This window comes from Microbacterium phoenicis, from assembly GCF_047302325.1.
Lineage (GTDB): Bacteria > Actinomycetota > Actinomycetes > Actinomycetales > Microbacteriaceae > Microbacterium.
On record NZ_CP154849.1, the window covers coordinates 1449642 to 1466066 of the forward strand.

Here is a 16425-nt window from a genome sequence, read left to right on the forward strand (position 1 = left end):
ATTCCCGACGGAAAGCGAACTGTGGAGACCGCAGCACTCATCGTCGTCCTGGTCATCGCACTGGCACTGTTCTTCGACTTCACCAACGGCTTCCACGACACCGCGAACGCGATGGCCACGCCCATCGCGACGGGTGCACTGAAGCCCAAGGTCGCCGTGCTCCTGGCGGCCGTCCTCAACCTCGTCGGCGCGTTCCTGTCGACCGAGGTCGCGAAGACGATCTCGGGCGGCATGATTCGCGAGGACCAGCTCTCGCAATCGATCTTCCCGGCCATCATCTTCGCGGGGCTCATCGGAGCCATCACCTGGAACATGTTGACGTGGCTCCTCGGGCTCCCCTCGAGCTCGTCCCACGCTCTGTTCGGTGGCCTCATCGGCGCGACGGTCGTCGGCGCCTCGATCAGCGCCATCGACACGGGTGTCGTGCTCTCGAAGGTCGTTTTGCCGGCGCTCATCGCGCCGCTCACCGCCGGGATCATCGCCTTCGTGGCGACCAAGATCGCCTACGTCGTGACGCGCCGTTACGACAACAAGCCCGACGGGCGCGACGGCTTCCGCTGGGGGCAGATCTTCACGTCGTCCCTCGTGGCCCTCGCCCACGGCACGAACGACGCGCAGAAGACGATGGGTGTCATCACCCTCGCGCTCATCACGGTCGGCTGGCAGACCCAGTCGGACCCGCAGCTCTGGGTGATCTTCGCGTGCGCCTTCACGATCGCCCTCGGCACCTACATGGGCGGCTGGCGCATCATCCGCACCCTCGGCAAGGGCCTCACCGACGTGAAGCCGGCGCAGGGCTTCTCGGCAGAGGCATCCACCGCCTCGACGATCCTCGCATCGAGCGCCCTCGGGTTCGCGTTGTCGACGACCCAGGTGGCCTCGGGCTCCGTCATCGGATCCGGCCTCGGACGCCGCGGCGCGGTCGTCCGGTGGGGCACGGTCGGGCGCATCACGGTGGGCTGGGTGCTGACGCTCCCCGCGGCCGGCATCGTCGGTGCGCTCGCCGCGTTCCTCATCGTGGGCTTCGAGAACCTGTTCGGGCAGGGGGTCGGTGAGCTCATCGGCGTCATTATCGGCGCGGTCATCGCCGTCGCGATCGTCCTCGCGATCTTCCTGCGCTCGCGTCGCAACGAGGTCACCGCGGCCAACGCGATGAGCGAGGTGGCCGACTCCGGCGCCGCGGTCGACCTCACCGAGGAGCCGCCGCCCACTCGCCGTCAGCAGCGCGTCGCGCAGGCGGCCGCCGCATCCGAAGAGGAGGGCGTCCGATGAGCGTCAGCATCGACTGGCTCGCCTTCGTCCAGGTCTTCGTCGCCGCGATCCTCGCCGCGTCGGTCGTCGTGTTCTTCTACGCCGCCGGGTTGCGGCTGCTCGTCCGCGCCGGACGCGTGCCCGTCGTCATTCCCGCGACCTTCACGGACGCGCTGACGGTCATGACGCCGAAGGAGCAGAAGCGGGCGGCGAAGGCGGCCAAGAAGGCCGCGAAGAAGAACCCGCTCAGCCCCGCGCAGAAGCGCGTCGCCCTGGTGAGCGCATACGGCTCGTTCGCCGTCTGCGGGCTCGTCGTCCTCGGCGGGCTCCTGCTGATCCTCTTCAACCACTGATCGCGGGCCGTCCGGGACCGTCAATAGGCTGACGGTATGCAGTCCGTCTCCTTCGGCCGGCACGCGCCCGCCCTCCGCTCGATCGTCCACCTCAGCGACACCCACCTGCTCGCGGGCGACAGTCGCCTCGGTGGCGCGTACGACTCGACCGGAGGAGCGAAGGCCGCCCTTGCGGCGATCGAGCGTACCGGCATCCGTCCCGACGCCCTCGTCGTGACGGGCGACCTGACCGACCTCGGCGAGCCCGACGCGTATCGGCGCCTGCGCGAGATCGTCGAGCCGGTCGCGGAGCGGCTCGACGCGCCGATCGTGTGGGTCGCGGGCAACCACGACGAACGGCCGGCGATGCGCGAGGGTCTCTTCGATGAACCAGGCTCGCTCGAGCCGCTCACGGCCGTGCACGACCTCGGCGGATTGCGACTGGTCGTGCTCGATTCCACGGTGCCCGGCTGGCATCACGGTGCGGTCGACGCGGCCCAGCGCGAATGGCTCCGCGGTGTCCTCGCCGAGCCGGCGCCGCTGGGCACCCTCCTCGCACTCCACCACCCACCGCTGCCGAGCCACATCCCGTTCTTCGACATCCTCGAGCTCCGGGAGCAGGACGCCCTCGCCGACATCGTCGCCGGAACCGACGTGCGCGGCATCCTCGCCGGCCACCTGCACTACACGACGAGCGGGACGTTCGCGGGCATCCCCGTGAGTGTGGCGTCGGCCACCTGCTACACGATGAATCTGCAGCGCCCCGCGACGGATGTGAACGGGATGGATGCCGGCCAGTCCTTCCACCTCGTCCACGTGTACGACGACACGATCACTCACACGGTCGTACCCGTCGTCGACGCCCCCACCGGCGAGTACTTCTCGGCCGAGTGGGTCGAGAGGATGGCCGCCCTCAGCCCGCAGGAGCGTCTCGAGGCGTTCTCGCGCAAACCTTCCTGAGCCACCGCTTGACTTCGAGCGCGCTCGAAGTTCTACCGTGAAGGCATGACCCTCCTCTCCGGTCCCTCCGGCGCCTCGATCGCCGAAGCAGCCGACGCCACCGGCGTCAGCGCCCACACGCTGCGCTACTACGAGCGGGCCGGGCTGATGCTGCACCCGGTCGACCGGGCATCGTCATCCCACCGTCGGTACTCCGACGCAGACCTCGTCTGGATCCGCTTCCTCGCGCGGCTGCGCTGGACCGGGATGCCGATCGCCACGATGCGTCGCTACACCGAGCTCGCCCGCGAAGGGGAGGGGACGGTCGCCGAACGCCGCCGGCTGCTCGTCGAGCACAGGGAGGTCGTCCGACGGCAGCTCGACGAGGTCACCCTCAGCCTCGCCGCCATCGACCACAAGATCGACATCTACGACAAGGAGATCGGCCCATCATGAAGACCACCACACTCGGAGCCCACGGACCGCAGGTCGGTCGCATCGGCCTCGGCCTCATGGGCATCAGCGCGTTCTACACCGGCGCGGGGCAGGACGACGCGGGAGGGAAGCGGACGATCCTCGGCGCCCTCGATCGCGGCGTGACCCTGCTCGACACCGCGGAGATGTACGGACCTCACACGAACGAGGAGCTCCTCGGCGCGACGCTCGCGGAGTCGGGTCGCCGCGACGAGGTCGTGCTCGCGACGAAGTTCGGCATCGTCCGCCACCCGGACGGCCGCTCCGGCGTCGACGGCAGCGTCGAGAACGTCCGCCGCTCGGTCGAGGGGTCGCTGCAGCGCCTGCAGACCGATCGCATCGACCTCTACTACCAGCACCGGATGGACCCGGGCGTCCCCATCGAGGACACCGTCGGCGCGCTCGCCGAGCTCGTGCAGGAGGGCAAGATCCGCGGGTACGGACTGTCGGAAGCATCCGTCGCCACCATCCGTCGCGCGCATGCGGTGCACCCGGTGACCGCCGTGCAGACCGAGTACTCCCTCTGGACCCGCGACCCCGAGGCGGAGCTGCTGCCGGCGCTGCGCGAACTCGGCATCGGGTTCGTCCCGTACTCGCCGCTCGGTCGCGGCTTCCTGACCGGCGCCATCCGCTCGGTCGACCAGCTGGCCGAGGACGACTTCCGTCGCAGCAACCCGCGGTTCGAGGACGAGGCGCTCGCCGCCAACCTCCGCATCGTGGAGGTCGTCGAGGGGATCGCCGCGGAAGCCGAGGCGACTCCGGCTCAGGTGGCGCTCGCGTGGCTCCTGGCGCAGGGCGAGGACATCGTCCCGATCCCCGGGACGCGCAAGCTCGAGCGGCTCGAGGAGAACATCGGAGCCGCCGACCTGACATTGACCGATGACCAGCTGCGCCGACTCGGTGACGTCGCGCCGGCGGTCGGCGATCGTTACGCCGACATGTCCAGCGTGAACCGGTGAGGTCGGGGGGTGCGGGGATAGGCTCGATCCATCCCTGCACCCCTGTGACCCACGAGGACACCGCACATGGCATCTGACGCGACGACGCGCACCGAAACCGACTCCCTGGGATCGATGGAGATCCCCGCCGACGCCTATTGGGGCATCCACACGGCGAGGGCTCTGGAGAACTTCCCGATCTCGATGCGACCGATCTCGGTCTACCGCGACCTCGTCGTCGCCCTCGCGATGGTCAAGCAGGCCTCCGCGCGCGCCAACAAGGAGATCGGCGTGCTCGAGGCATCCCGCGCCGACCTCATCGACCAGGCCGCTCAGCGCGTCATCGACGGCGAGTTCCACGACCAGTTCGTCGTGGGCGTCATCCAGGGCGGCGCCGGCACCTCGACCAACATGAACGCGAACGAGGTCATCACCAACGTCGCGCTCGAGATGGCCGGACGCGAGAAGGGCGACTACGCCTTCCTGTCTCCGATCGATCACACGAACCGCAGCCAATCCACCAACGACGTCTACCCGACGGCGATCAAGGTGGGACTCGGCCTCGACCTGCAGTCCCTCCTCGAAGAGCTGGATCTGCTGCGGCAGTCCTTCCTGAAGAAGGCCGACGAGTTCCACGACGTGCTCAAGGTGGGGCGCACCCAGTTGCAGGATGCCGTTCCCATGACGCTCGGGCAGGAGTTCCACGGGTTCGCCACAACGCTCGGGGAGGACTACCACCGCCTCCGCGAGAACGCGCACCTCCTCTACGAGATCAACATGGGTGCGACGGCCATCGGCACCGGCATCACGACGCATCCGGACTACTCCGGTGCCGTCCTGCGGCACCTGCGTGAGATCAGCGAGCTGGACCTCGAGACCGCGGAAGACCTCGTCGAGTCCACGAGCGACACCGGCGCATTCATGTCGTTCTCGTCATCGCTCAAGCGCAACGCGATCAAGCTGTCCAAGATCAGCAACGACCTGCGTCTCCTCTCGAGCGGCCCGCAGGCGGGATTCGGCGAGATCAACCTGCCGCCGCGGCAGGCGGGCTCGAGCATCATGCCCGGAAAGGTCAACCCCGTCATCCCCGAGGTCGTCAACCAGGTCGCATTCGCCGTCGCCGGTGCGGACCTGACCGTGACGATGGCCGTCGAGGGTGGGCAGCTGCAGCTCAACGCGTTCGAGCCGGTCATCGCGCACTCGATCTTCCAGTCGATCACCTGGATGCGGCGCGGCATGCGCACCCTCCGCGTCAACTGCGTCGACGGCATCACCGCGAACCGCGAGCGGCTCGGCACGATGGTCGGCTCGTCCGTCGGCGTCATCACGGCGCTGACGCCGTTCATCGGGTACACCGCGGCGGCGGCCCTCGCGAAGACGGCGCTGCTGACCAAGCGCAACGTCGGCGACCTCGTCGTCGAGGCCGGTCTGATGTCACGCGAGGAGGTCGACAAGCAGCTGTCCCCGGCGCGGCTGTCGGGTCTGCAGGCGGTCACGCGCGCGATCCCGGTTATCACGAAACCGACCGCTGCGGACCAGAAATGATTTCAGGTTGTCTGAGAGAACCATGGACGCTAGCGTCAGGGTCGTATCTCGGCCGATCAGCGATGTGAAGGACACCCCATGACCGACCCCAACCAGCCGAACTCTCAGAACATCCCGCCCGCGCCGCCGGCGTACGAGGCTCCGGCCTACGGCAACGCGCCGCAGTACGCGGGCGGACCCACGCCCGGTGCGAAGCCGGGGCGCACGATGGGAATCGTCGCGCTCATCCTCGCGATCATCCCCTTCACGCAGCTCATCGGCCTCATCCTGGGTATCGTCGCCCTTGTTCAGAGCCGTAAGGCCGGCGTCAAGAACGGACTGGCCCTCGCGGCCATCATCGTGAGCGTCGTCCTCATGATCGTCGGGATCATCATCTTCTTCGCGCTCGTCTGGCCGCCCATCGCGGCGGGGATGACCTGCGCGGCAGACCCGACGGCCATCGTCAACGTGTACGGCGTCGACCTGCCGTGCTCCGACGTCCTCAACGGGTCGACCCAGCTGGATTACTGACATCGCACAAAGCGAAGCGGCGATCACCCTCGGGTGGTCGCCGCTTCGTCGTTCGTTCGCCGCGTCAGTCGAGGATGCGGCAGAAGGTCGTGAGTTCGCCGATCCCGTCGACGCCGACCGTGACGGTCGATCGGTCGCGCAGGAAGATCTGCGGGTCACGGGAGTAGCCGGCCCCGCCCGGCGACCCGGTCGAGATGAGTGTTCCCGGCAGCAGCGTCGCCGACTGCGACAGGAACGAGACGAGTTTCGCGACCGGGTGGATCATCTGATCGGTCGAGGCGTCCTGCACCATCTTCCCGTCGACGATCGCCCAGATGTGCAGATCCTGCGGGTCGGGGATCTCGTCCGCCGTCACGACGAAGGGCCCGGTGGGGGTGAACCCGTCGAACGACTTGCAGCGCGACCACTGAGCCTCGGAGAACTGGATGTCGCGTGCCGTGATGTCGTTCACCACCGTGTAGCCCCACACGTGGTCGAGGGCGTTCTCGATCGCCACGTCGCGTGCGGGTCGTCCGATGATCACGCCGAGCTCAGCCTCGTAGTCGACGGACGTGCTGAGCGAGCGAGGCCAGGTCGTGGTCTGGCGGTGGCCGGTGAGGGAGCCGGGCCACAGGATGAAGACCGTGGGTGCGGCGTCCGCTTTGAGGCCGAGCTCGCTGGAGTGGGCGGAGTAGTTGAGGCCGATCGCGATGGTGATCGGTGTGTCGAGGATCGCCGACGCGAACACGGGGGTGCCGAGCGGCATCCACTCGGCTGCGGGTGCGCTTTCACGCACCCGGTCGAGAAGAGTGTCGCCGCCCTCGATCAGCTGCTGCAGACGAGACGGGGCCCCGTCGAACAGGCGCGACACGATGGTGACGCGATCCTCTTCGACGAGAACCAGCTGCGGCTCGTCGACTCCGTCGGGGACAACGTGGGCGAAGCGCATTGCTCCAGGGTATCGTCCCCCCGCTCCGGCGCTCGATCGGGCCGCCCTAGGCTGAGCGCATGTCGTTCCCGTCGCCCCTTGCGCAGCCGGTCCACGCGACGGCGATGACGCCACCGTCAGCTCCACCGCACCGCGAGCTCCCGGTGCCGGCGGCCTCGGGTGGGCGCGTGGTCCTGTGGGTCGTCGCGATCGTGCTCGGGTTCGTCGCCCTGGGTCTCGCGGTCTACTTCCTCGCGTTCCTCGGGCCGATCGCCTCGGTCGTCTCGGCCGTCCTCGCCCTGGTCCCGCTCGCGGTCGTGGTGGCGGCCATCCGGATCATCGACCGATGGGAGCCGGAGCCGCGCGGGCTCGTCGTCTTCGCGCTCCTGTGGGGAGCCGTCGCATCGGTAGCGGTGGCGCTCGGCGTCGGGCTGGTCGTCTCGGTCGTGGCGCCCTGGCTGCCCGAGACGGTGTCGTCGGTGGTGCAGGCTCCGATCGTGGAAGAGATCGCGAAGGGGGCCGGAGTCCTCCTCCTCTTCGTCGCTGCCCGTCGCGCGTTCGACGGTCCCGTCGACGGCGTCGTCTACGGCGCGCTGGTCGGAGCGGGGTTCGCCTTCACGGAGAACATCCTGTACTTCGGCGACAGTCTCATCACCGGCGGTGCGGAGGGGGCCGCGTTCACCTTCTTCCTGCGCGGCATCCTCTCGCCGTTCGCGCACGTCATGTTCACGGCTGCCACGGGGTACGCCCTCGGGCTCGCCGCCCGGTCGGGCTCGAGGGGAGGCGCCGCGTTCGGCAGGTGGACCGTCGGGATCCTGTGCGCCATCGGCCTGCACGCCTTGTGGAACGGTTCCGCGGCCATGGCGGACTTCTTCGTGCTGTATCTGACCCTTCAGATGCCGCTGTTCGCCGCGTTCATCGTGGGGATCGTGCTCCTCCGCCGGGAGGAGGCGCGTCTCACCCGCGCCCGGCTCGCCGACTATGCGGCGGTGGGATGGTTCTCTCCCGCCGAGGTCGACATGCTGGCCACGCGCCGCGGGCGTTCTCGCGCCCTCGCCTGGGCTCGGTCGCTTCCGGGCGACCGGGTCTCGGCGATGCGACGCTTCATTGCGGAGGCGACGTCCCTCGCGGCGGCTCGGCAACGAGTCGTCAGCGGACGGGATCCTCGAGCCGCTGCGGACGAACGCGTATACCTCGAGCGCGCTACCCGCGCACGGCAGGACGTCCTCGCGTCCTGAGGCGCGGGCGGGGCGAAGAGTCGTGGGGAGAAAAGACTCAGCGCCCGGTGCCGCGGCGATGCCTGCGAGTCTTCCGGGCGCTGAGTTGGTGTACTGAAATGATCCCGCCGCCCCCTCACGGTGTCAAGAGGGGTCGCGTACCGGCGGATCTGCATTCATGGGAATAGGCTCGGATCCGGCGACGTTTCGCCCTCTTGACCGCCGGCGCGTGCCGGAACCCCTCCACGAAGGACGATCATGACCGACTCCACCGCCACCCTCGACATCCCCGGCTACAAGGCGGGAACCTGGATCCTCGACGCGTCCCACAGCGAGGTGGGCTTCAGCGTCCGCCACATGATGATCTCCAAGGTCCGTGGCCACTTCAACGTCAAGGAGGCGACCCTCGTCGCCCCCGAGAACCCGCTCGAGGCTACGCTCGAGGCCAAGGTCGACGCCGCGTCGCTGGACACCAAGGACGAGGGCCGCGACGGTCACCTTCGCAGCGCCGACTTCTTCGACGTCGAGACCTACCCCGAGATCACCTTCGCGTCGACCGGCGTGCGCATCGAGAAGGGCGACTTCCTCGTCGACGGCAACCTGACCATCAAGGACGTCACCAAGCCCGTCACCTTCGAGGTCGACTTCGGTGGCTTCGGCACCGACCCCTGGGGTAACTACAAGGCCGGCGCCACGGCGAAGACGGTCATCAACCGCGAGGACTTCGGCCTCACCTGGAACGCCGCGCTCGAGACCGGTGGCGTGCTCGTCGGGAAGGACGTCACGATCGAGCTCGACCTCCAGGGCTCGATCCAGGCCTGAGTCGCGTTTGACCACCGGATGCCGCTCGGTTTGGATGGACTCATGACTGCAGACCGCACCAAGCCCGAGATCGACGCTCCTCAGGGTGCCGCCCCCTCCGACCTCGTCGTCCGCGACCTGATCGAGGGCGACGGCGCCGAGGCGAAGCCCGGCGACACCGTCACCGTCCACTACGTCGGCGTCGAGTACGTCTCCGGCGAGGAGTTCGACTCGTCGTGGAACCGCGGCGAGAGCATCCAGTTCCCCCTCCGCGGCCTCATCCAGGGCTGGCAGGACGGCATCCCCGGGATGAAGGTCGGCGGACGGCGTGAGCTCGTCATCCCGCCGCACCTGGCCTACGGCCCGGCCGGCGGCCACTTCCTCGGCGGCAAGACGCTGATCTTCATCATCGATCTGCTCGCCGTCGGCTGAGACGCATCGCACACGAGGGCCTGGTCGCTTCGGCGGCCAGGCCCTCGGTCGTCCGCGTCCGCGTCGTCCTGTAGACTCCTGTGGTTGCCGTTCGATCGGCCGCGGATAAAGAGAGCCCACGCATCAGGCGTCGGGCGCCGCGCAACGAAGAGGAAGGGGATCACCTATGGCACTGGAAGCAGACGTCAAGAAGGCGATCATCGAAGAGTACGCGACGCACCCCGGTGACACCGGATCCCCCGAGGTGCAGGTCGCGATGCTGACGCAGCGCATCAAGGACCTCACCGAGCACCTCAAGGAGCACAAGCACGACCACCACTCGCGTCGTGGTCTGTTCCTGCTCGTCGGTCAGCGCCGCCGTCTCCTGGGCTACCTCCAGGACGTCGACATCAACCGTTACCGCTCGCTCATCGAGCGCCTCGGCCTCCGTCGATAAGGCATCGCTGCCAGCGTTCAATCGCGCAGAACATTCTTGAGAAGGCCGCCCCACGGTGTGGGGCGGCCTTCATCGTTCCCGGCCGGGTGCGCGACTCAGACGCGCGCCGTGCCGAGGTGGGGGTGCCAGATCTCGGCGACGTCCGGGTGGGCCCGCAGTCGGGACTTCAGCGCGTTCTCGCCATGGAGGCCGTGAATCGGGTTGCGGGGGTCCTGGGAGATCCCGCGGGCCTGCGCCGCGAGCTCGGCGGGCAGATCGATAGCGGGGAGTTCCGCATCGAGCGACGGGTTGAAGAAGAACGGCACCGAGATGCGGTCCCCGGGGGCGCGCGGCGACACGACCCGGTGGTTCGTCGCCGTGAGGTAGCCGCCGGTCGCGTGTTCGAGGAGCTCGCCGATGTTGACGACGAACGTACCGGGCACGGCGGGGGCGTCGACCCATTCGCCGTCCTTCTCGACCTGCAGGCCGCCCTTGCCCGGCTCGACCCACAGCAGCGTGAGGACGCCGGCGTCCTTGTGCGCTCCGACTCCCTGCTGGGGCTCGGGGGCGCTCGACCCCGGGTAGCGGACGATCTTCAGCAGAGTCTGCGCCTCGCCGAAGTGGTCGTCGAAGTACGTCGCCGGTGCGCCGAGCGCCTCCGCCCAGGCGCGGAGGAGCTTTCGTCCCACGGCGGAGAGGATCGCGGTCCACTCGTCGGTGATCTCGCGGAGCTCGGGCTGGGCGCTCGGCCACAGGTTGGGTCCGACGAGGGCGGCATAGGGGGGAGCGTCGGGATCGTCGATCGCCGGACGCTCCGGGCCGATGTCGATCTGCTCGCGCCAGTCCACGAGACCCTGCGTGCGTTCGCCGCCGATGCGTGTGTAGCCGCGGAAGTGGGGGCTCTTGATGTTCTCGATCTCGAGCTTGGCCTCATCGGGCAGCTCGAAGAAGGTGCGCGCGGCGCGGTGGAGGCGATCTTCCAGCTCGGGGGAGACGCCGGTGCCGGTGAGGTAGAAGAAGCCGACCTCGTGGGTCGCGCGGCGCAGCTCGGTGCGGAACGCCTCTGCGGCATCCGCTCCCTGATCGAGGAGGGAGAGGTCGAGGACGGGGAGACTCTGCGCGGACATGGTCCGAGGATAAGCAGAGGTTTCAGGTGGTCGGCGCTTTGTTTCAAGCGGTTACCGACTCAGTGGAACGGGGCGGCGACGCGGTTGCGGTGGTAGTCGAAGATGATGCTCGTGCGCGTGTTCGCGACGCTGCGCTGCGCCGACAGGTGCTCGACGACGAAGGCACGGACATCGCTGGAATCTGCGACGGCGATATGGATGAGGAAGTCGTCGGACCCGCCGAGGAAGAACATCTGGATCACCTGCGGCAGGCCGCGCACCTCGTGCGCGAACTCGGTGATGCTCTCATGCCGGGAGCCGGGGCGCAGGGTCACATGGACGATGGCCTGCAGGCCCGCGCCGGCGATCCGCTGGTCCACGCTCGCGTGGAAGCCGGTGATCACGCCGCGGTCCACGAGCGCGCGGGTGCGCGCGTGGGCGGTGGATGCCGCGACGCCGACCCGGGCCGCGACCTCGGCGTTCGTGAGCCGCGCCTCCGCGGCCAGGGCCTCGACGATGGCCCGATCGACCTCGTCGAGGTCAGCCGCCGGCCGATGATTCTTCGTCGGATCGAGCGGAGTCGCGGTCATTCTTCCTCGATTCGGGAGTGTGAATCCATTCTCACCGAATGATCTTCGACTGTCACCCGGCTGTAACGAATCTTCTGCAGGATGATTCGCACATCACTCGCTGACGAGGAGCGTGACGCCATGCGCATCGGCATCCCTACGGAAATCAAGAACAACGAGAACCGCGTGGCCATCACCCCTGCGGGGGTCGACGCGCTCGTGGCGCGCGGTCACGAGGTGCTCGTGCAGTCCGGCGCCGGTGCAGGCTCGCGCATCGGAGATGACGCGTTCGCCGCGGCCGGTGCCGTCATCACCCCCGATGCGGAATCGACGTGGGGGAGGGCCGAGCTCGTCGTGAAGGTGAAGGAGCCGATCGCGGCGGAGTACCCCCACCTCCGTGACGATCTCACGCTGTTCGCGTACCTCCACCTGGCTGCGGATCGGCCGCTGACCGACGCCCTCATCGCCGCCGGGACCACGGCCGTGGCCTACGAGACCGTGCAGACCGCCGACCGCGCCCTTCCGCTCCTGTCGCCGATGAGCGAGGTGGCGGGCCGCATCTCCATCACGGTCGGCGCTCACACGCTCATGACCGCGGCCGGTGGCCGCGGCACGCTGCTCGGTGGCGTGGCCGGTACGCCGAAAGCGAAGGTCGTCGTGATCGGCGGCGGCGTCGCCGGGGAGCACGCTGCGGCCAACGCGCTCGGCATGGGCGCGGACGTCACCGTCCTGGATGTGTCGCTGCCGCGCCTGCGTGAACTGGAGAAGCGCTACACGGGCCTCCACACCCGCGCCTCCACCCGCTTCGAGATCGCCGAGCAAGTGGCATCCGCCGATCTCGTGATCGGGTCTGTGCTCATCCCGGGAGCGGCGGCGCCCAAGCTCGTGACGCTCGACATGATTGCGGGCATGAAGGCGGGGGCGGTACTCGTCGACATCGCCATCGATCAGGGCGGGTGCTTCGAGGGATCGAGGCCCACGACCCATGATGACCCGACGTTCGCCGTCCACGAGGCGGTCTACTACTGCGTCGCGAACATGCCCGGCGCTGTTCCCGAAACGTCGACGCGTGCTCTGACGAACGCGACCCTCCCGTACGTGACGGCACTCGCCGACCGCGGTTGGGATGCCGCGGCGGCCGCCGATCCCGCGCTCGCGAAGGGACTCAACGTGCGTGGCGGGCGTGTGACCAACGAGGGCGTCGCGGCGGCTTTCGGGCTGGCTTACGGCCCCGCCGGCGTCGGCGTCTGAGGACGCCGCGACCCGGTCGGGTCGGTGCGCGTCGCGCCGGGGCGGACCAGGTCGGGATCGGCGAAGAGCCACCCCGGACGCGGTTCGACGAGCGGTCGGAAGACGCGGCGAACCGGTTTCGACGCGAGCCCGACCGTGATCGCCGCGGACAGGAGTGCGACGAGGGGCAGCCACAGCCAGGTCGGGTCGAGGCCCCGGAGGATCCCCGATTCGCGCAGCGGGTAGAGCACGAACGAGTGCAGCAGGTACACGTACATCGTGTAACGCCCGATCGCCGTCCAGCGGTACTCCCGTCGTGGGATAAGGACGAAGAACGATGCGCTGAGCACGAGCGCGATGGCCATGAGCAGCAGACGGATGCCGCCGGCCCACCACTGCGTTCCGCCGAGATCGGCGTAGTCCTGTTCGTAGAAGAGCCACTGTCCGAGGTGCATGGTCGTGAGCTCGTCGACGAAGAGCCATGCGCAGACGCCCGCCGCGGCCAGGGCGGCGGCGGCGGCGATCCGGAGCGAGACGCGTCGCCGGTGAAGGAATCCGTGCCGCTCCAGGAAGCCGTGCTGATGCAGCCACCAGCCGAGGGTGAAGAAGGGCAGCAAGCCGAGGGTGCGCGACAGGGAGAGCGTGGAGTCGACGTTCGGGAGGTAGCCGACCGAGATCGACACGACGAGCGCCCAGAGCAGCGGCATCCGGAGCAGTGCGAGGTAAGGGAGCACGAGTCGGAAGATCGCGAGGGCGAGCAAGAACCACAGAGTCCACGACGGCTGCGTGAGGTTGGGGTTGGTGCGTCCTTCGACGAGCAGCTTCGTGAGCGTCCAGAGTCCGTCGAAGATGACGTAGGGGAGCACGATGTCGGTGAGGATGCGGACCATCCGGCGCCGGTTCGGCGGATCGGACCTCGAGAAGTATCCGGAGATCAGCGCGAACGCGGGCATGTGGAACGCGTAGATCAGGTAGTAGAGGCTCTGCGCGATGTCGGAGTCGTAGGTCAGGCGCTGGATCGCGTGTCCGAGGACGACGAGAAGGATGCAGGCGGCCCGGGCGTTGTCCCAGATGGGCACGCGGCGGGTGCGGCCGGGGGTGCTCATTCGGGCCAGCGTACCTGCGGGAATAACGTGGACGCTGAGACGTTGACTTCGGTATATTCACTTGCATGAATCGGACGCGATCCGTCCGGGAATCGAGAGAGACATCGTGAGCGACACCAACAGCACCGCCAGCTGGCCCGGGGTGCAGTTCGGCATCTTCACCGTCACCGACATCACGCAGGACCCGACCACGGGTCACACGCCCAGCGAGCGTGAGCGCATCTCGGCGACCGTCGAGATCGCCAAGCACGCTGAAGAGGTCGGCCTCGACGTGTTCGCGATCGGGGAGCACCACAACCCGCCGTTCTGGTCGTCCTCGCCGACGACGACGCTCGCATACATCGCCGCGCAGACCGAGCGCCTGATCCTCTCTACCTCGACGACGCTCATCACCACGAACGACCCGGTGAAGATCGCCGAGGACTACGCGATGCTGCAGCACCTGTCGGGCGGGCGCATGGACCTCATGCTCGGCCGCGGCAACACCGGCCCGGTCTACCCCTGGTTCGGCAAGGACATCCGTCAGGGCGTGCCGCTGGCGATCGAGAACTACGCGCTGCTGCACAAGCTGTGGCGCGAGGACGTCGTCGACTTCGAGGGCAAGTTCCGCACGCCGCTGCAGGGCTTCACCTCGACGCCGCGTCCGCTCGACGGCGTGCCGCCGTTCGTCTGGCACGGCTCGATCCGCACGCCCGAGATCGCCGAGCAGGCGGCCTACTACGGTGACGGCTTCTTCGCGAACAACATCTTCTGGCCCGCCGAGCACTACCAGCGCCTCATCGGCCTGTACCGCCAGCGCTGGGAGCACTACGGCCACGGCGCCCCCGAGGCGGCGATCGTCGGGATCGGCGGGCAGGCGTTCATGGCGAAGAACTCGCAGGATGCCGTCGCGCAGTTCCGCCCGTACTTCGACAACGCCCCCGTCTACGGCCACGGTCCGTCGATGGAGGACTTCTCCGAGATGACGCCGCTGACCGTCGGCTCGCCGCAGCAGGTCATCGACCGTTACGCCGGGATGCGCGACCTGTTCGGCGACTTCCAGCGGCAGCTGTTCCTCGTCGACCACGCCGGGCTCCCGCTCAAGACGGTCCTCGAGCAGCTCGACTTCCTCGGCGGCGAGGTCGTCCCCGTCCTCCGCAAGGAGCTCGCGAAGGACCGCCCGACGATCGTCCCCGACGCACCCACGCACGCGGCACGGGTCGCGGCGACGTACGGCGACGGACCGGCGCGCGAGGCGCGCCCGCGCGCCAACCGCGGCGACAACCTGTCGGGTCCGAGCCCCTACCAGGACACCCCGACGCCCGTGGGTGCCGCGTTCGGTCTGGGTGGTGCACGATGACCGCCCGGCGCATCGCCGTCGTGTCGGCGGGGCTGTCGAACCCCTCGTCGACGCGGATGCTGGCCGACAAGCTCTCGGCCGCCGTGCTGGCGGACCTGCGCGAGCGGGGGGTGGAGGCATCCGTCGACACCTTCGAGCTCCGCGAGTACGCGCACGACATCACGAACAACCTGCTCACCGGGTTCGCTCCGCCCGCCCTCGAGACGATGATCAACACGGTCGTGTCGGCCGACGCGCTCATCGTCGTGACGCCGATCTTCTCGACGAGCTACTCGGGCCTGTTCAAGTCGTTCATCGACGTGCTCGACCCCGACGCGCTGCAGGGGAAGCCCGTCCTCATCGGGGCGAACGCGGGCACGGCGCGGCACTCGCTCGCCATCGACTACGCGATCCGTCCGCTGTTCGCCTACCTGCACGCCGAGGCCGTCTCGACCGGTGTGTTCGCCGCATCGTCGGACTGGGGCGCCCGTGCCGACGACGTGTCGCCCCTGTCGGCGCGGATCGAGCGCGGTGCACGGGAACTGGCGGATGCCGTCACCCGACGCCCTGCAGAGGAGGCGCTCGACCCCTTCGACCCCGAGTCCTACCTCGGCAAGGGCGGATCCTTCGGCCACCTGCTGGGCGGCCTCTCGGGCGAGTAGTCGATCATCGCCTGCGGCTGCCCGCCAGCCGGGCCGCCGCCACGTCGATCGCGAGTCCGAGCGCGATCGCGACGACGATCGAGGCGATGACGGCGACGACGGGGCTGTCCGGCAGCAGCGTGCCGATCGCGGCGCCGATGACGGCCTGGTAGACGGCCCACGCCGTCGCCGCGACGGCAACCGCCACGAAGTAGCGACCGGGCGGGACCCGAGTGGCGCCCGCCGTGAGGTTGACCGCGAGTCGGGCGAATGGGATGAATCGGGCCGTGAAGACGACCGTCGCCGTGCCCTGAGCGAGTCGGGTGCCGGCCCACGCGAAGGCCGAGCGGACGCGAGGATGCTGCATCCACCGCCATCGTTCCACGCCCGCGACCCTGCCGACGCCGTAGCAGAGCGCGTCCCCGCAGAAGGCGGCGACCGCGGCGACGATGACGACAGCGACGAGCGGGGGACTGCCCGTGGCGGCGGCGAGCGCCCCCGTCGCTGTCACCGCCACCTCGCCGGGGACGATGACGAGCACCGCGTCGGCGAAGACGAGGGCGAACAGCGCGGGGAGCGCCCAAGGACTCGAGGCCACGCTCGTGAAGAGATCGCCGATCACGGCCCCTGCGTACCAGTGCGATGTGAACGCCGCGCGAACGCGAAGCCGGCGGGGAACGCTCCGGTGACGGCG

Annotated in this window: 19 protein-coding genes; 14 read left to right on the plus strand and 5 right to left on the minus strand. The window is 68.8% G+C overall.

Going from position 1 to position 16425, the window contains the following annotated elements:
- Positions 1-21 precede the first annotated feature (21 nt).
- The 7 genes from ABCU91_RS07085 (at position 22) to ABCU91_RS07115 (ending at position 5989) form a co-directional block, all read left to right on the plus strand.
- Positions 22-1272, plus strand: coding sequence for an inorganic phosphate transporter (locus ABCU91_RS07085; RefSeq protein ID WP_413355315.1), 1251 nt, complete (start codon positions 22-24; stop codon positions 1270-1272).
- Positions 1269-1604, plus strand: coding sequence for a peptidase (locus ABCU91_RS07090; protein ID WP_413355316.1), 336 nt, complete (start codon positions 1269-1271; stop codon positions 1602-1604). The genes ABCU91_RS07085 and ABCU91_RS07090 overlap by 4 nt, the downstream gene beginning before the upstream one ends.
- Positions 1605-1640: 36 nt before the next feature.
- A complete protein-coding gene (locus ABCU91_RS07095; protein ID WP_413355317.1) occupies positions 1641-2543 on the plus strand; it encodes a phosphodiesterase in 903 nt (300 codons plus the stop codon).
- A gap of 45 nt (positions 2544-2588) precedes the next feature.
- Positions 2589-2978 (plus strand): MerR family transcriptional regulator, encoded by a 390-nt coding sequence (locus ABCU91_RS07100; RefSeq protein WP_091352286.1) that lies wholly within the window; start codon positions 2589-2591, stop codon positions 2976-2978.
- Entirely contained in the window at positions 2975-3955 is a 981-nt protein-coding gene (locus ABCU91_RS07105) for an aldo/keto reductase (protein ID WP_406922272.1), read from the plus strand. The genes ABCU91_RS07100 and ABCU91_RS07105 overlap by 4 nt, the downstream gene beginning before the upstream one ends.
- A gap of 66 nt (positions 3956-4021) precedes the next feature.
- Positions 4022-5479, plus strand: coding sequence for an aspartate ammonia-lyase (locus tag ABCU91_RS07110; protein WP_133398281.1), 1458 nt, complete (start codon positions 4022-4024; stop codon positions 5477-5479).
- A 78-nt stretch (positions 5480-5557) separates the two neighbouring features.
- The gene (locus ABCU91_RS07115; RefSeq protein WP_413355318.1) at positions 5558-5989 is read left to right on the plus strand and encodes a DUF4190 domain-containing protein; all 432 of its coding nucleotides are present in this window, start codon (positions 5558-5560) and stop codon (positions 5987-5989) included.
- Between the two features lie 64 nt (positions 5990-6053).
- Here ABCU91_RS07115 and ABCU91_RS07120 read toward each other — a convergent pair whose 3' ends face one another.
- A complete protein-coding gene (locus tag ABCU91_RS07120; RefSeq protein ID WP_413355319.1) occupies positions 6054-6917 on the minus strand; it encodes a fumarylacetoacetate hydrolase family protein in 864 nt (287 codons plus the stop codon).
- Between the two features lie 59 nt (positions 6918-6976).
- Here ABCU91_RS07120 and ABCU91_RS07125 point away from each other — a divergent pair, with 59 nt between their 5' ends.
- The 4 genes from ABCU91_RS07125 (at position 6977) to rpsO (ending at position 9782) form a co-directional block, all read left to right on the plus strand.
- On the plus strand, positions 6977-8134 hold the full coding sequence (locus tag ABCU91_RS07125) for a PrsW family intramembrane metalloprotease (RefSeq protein ID WP_413355320.1): 1158 nt from the start codon (positions 6977-6979) through the stop codon (positions 8132-8134).
- 237 nt (positions 8135-8371) lie between these two features.
- Positions 8372-8935: a YceI family protein gene (locus ABCU91_RS07130; protein ID WP_091352306.1), complete on the plus strand. Its 564-nt coding sequence runs from the start codon at positions 8372-8374 to the stop codon at positions 8933-8935.
- Positions 8936-8977: 42 nt separating this feature from the next.
- Complete coding sequence (locus ABCU91_RS07135; protein WP_091352309.1) at positions 8978-9346, plus strand: FKBP-type peptidyl-prolyl cis-trans isomerase; 369 nt, start codon at positions 8978-8980, stop codon at positions 9344-9346.
- 166 nt (positions 9347-9512) lie between these two features.
- Positions 9513-9782, plus strand: a complete 270-nt coding sequence (gene rpsO, locus ABCU91_RS07140; protein WP_018187174.1) for a 30S ribosomal protein S15 — start codon at positions 9513-9515, stop codon at positions 9780-9782.
- A 95-nt stretch (positions 9783-9877) separates the two neighbouring features.
- On the opposite strand, the gene ABCU91_RS07145 is transcribed toward rpsO, so the two are convergent.
- Together ABCU91_RS07145 and ABCU91_RS07150 are read right to left on the minus strand one after the other, a co-directional pair.
- A complete protein-coding gene (locus ABCU91_RS07145; RefSeq protein ID WP_413355321.1) occupies positions 9878-10888 on the minus strand; it encodes an isopenicillin N synthase family dioxygenase in 1011 nt (336 codons plus the stop codon).
- A gap of 59 nt (positions 10889-10947) precedes the next feature.
- Positions 10948-11457: an Lrp/AsnC family transcriptional regulator gene (locus ABCU91_RS07150; protein ID WP_406922267.1), complete on the minus strand. Its 510-nt coding sequence runs from the start codon at positions 11455-11457 to the stop codon at positions 10948-10950.
- Between the two features lie 120 nt (positions 11458-11577).
- On the opposite strand from ABCU91_RS07150, the gene ald reads away from it, so the two are divergent.
- Positions 11578-12687 carry an alanine dehydrogenase gene (gene ald, locus ABCU91_RS07155; protein ID WP_406923397.1) on the plus strand — a complete coding sequence of 370 codons (1110 nt, stop codon included), beginning with the start codon at positions 11578-11580 and terminating at the stop codon, positions 12685-12687.
- Here ald and ABCU91_RS07160 read toward each other — a convergent pair.
- Positions 12660-13772 carry an acyltransferase family protein gene (locus ABCU91_RS07160; RefSeq protein WP_413355322.1) on the minus strand — a complete coding sequence of 371 codons (1113 nt, stop codon included), beginning with the start codon at positions 13770-13772 and terminating at the stop codon, positions 12660-12662. The two genes, ald and ABCU91_RS07160, sit on opposite strands and share 28 nt — an antisense overlap.
- 142 nt (positions 13773-13914) lie before the next feature.
- On the opposite strand from ABCU91_RS07160, the gene ABCU91_RS07165 reads away from it, so the two are divergent.
- Positions 13915-15111 (plus strand): LLM class flavin-dependent oxidoreductase, encoded by a 1197-nt coding sequence (locus ABCU91_RS07165; protein WP_406923396.1) that lies wholly within the window; start codon positions 13915-13917, stop codon positions 15109-15111.
- Positions 15108-15752, plus strand: a complete 645-nt coding sequence (locus tag ABCU91_RS07170) for an FMN reductase (protein ID WP_413355323.1) — start codon at positions 15108-15110, stop codon at positions 15750-15752. Before ABCU91_RS07165 ends, ABCU91_RS07170 begins: the two co-directional genes overlap by 4 nt.
- A 4-nt stretch (positions 15753-15756) precedes the next feature.
- On the opposite strand, the gene ABCU91_RS07175 is transcribed toward ABCU91_RS07170, so the two are convergent.
- Positions 15757-16353 (minus strand): DedA family protein, encoded by a 597-nt coding sequence (locus ABCU91_RS07175; protein ID WP_413355324.1) that lies wholly within the window; start codon positions 16351-16353, stop codon positions 15757-15759.
- Between the last annotated feature and the right edge of the window lie 72 nt (positions 16354-16425).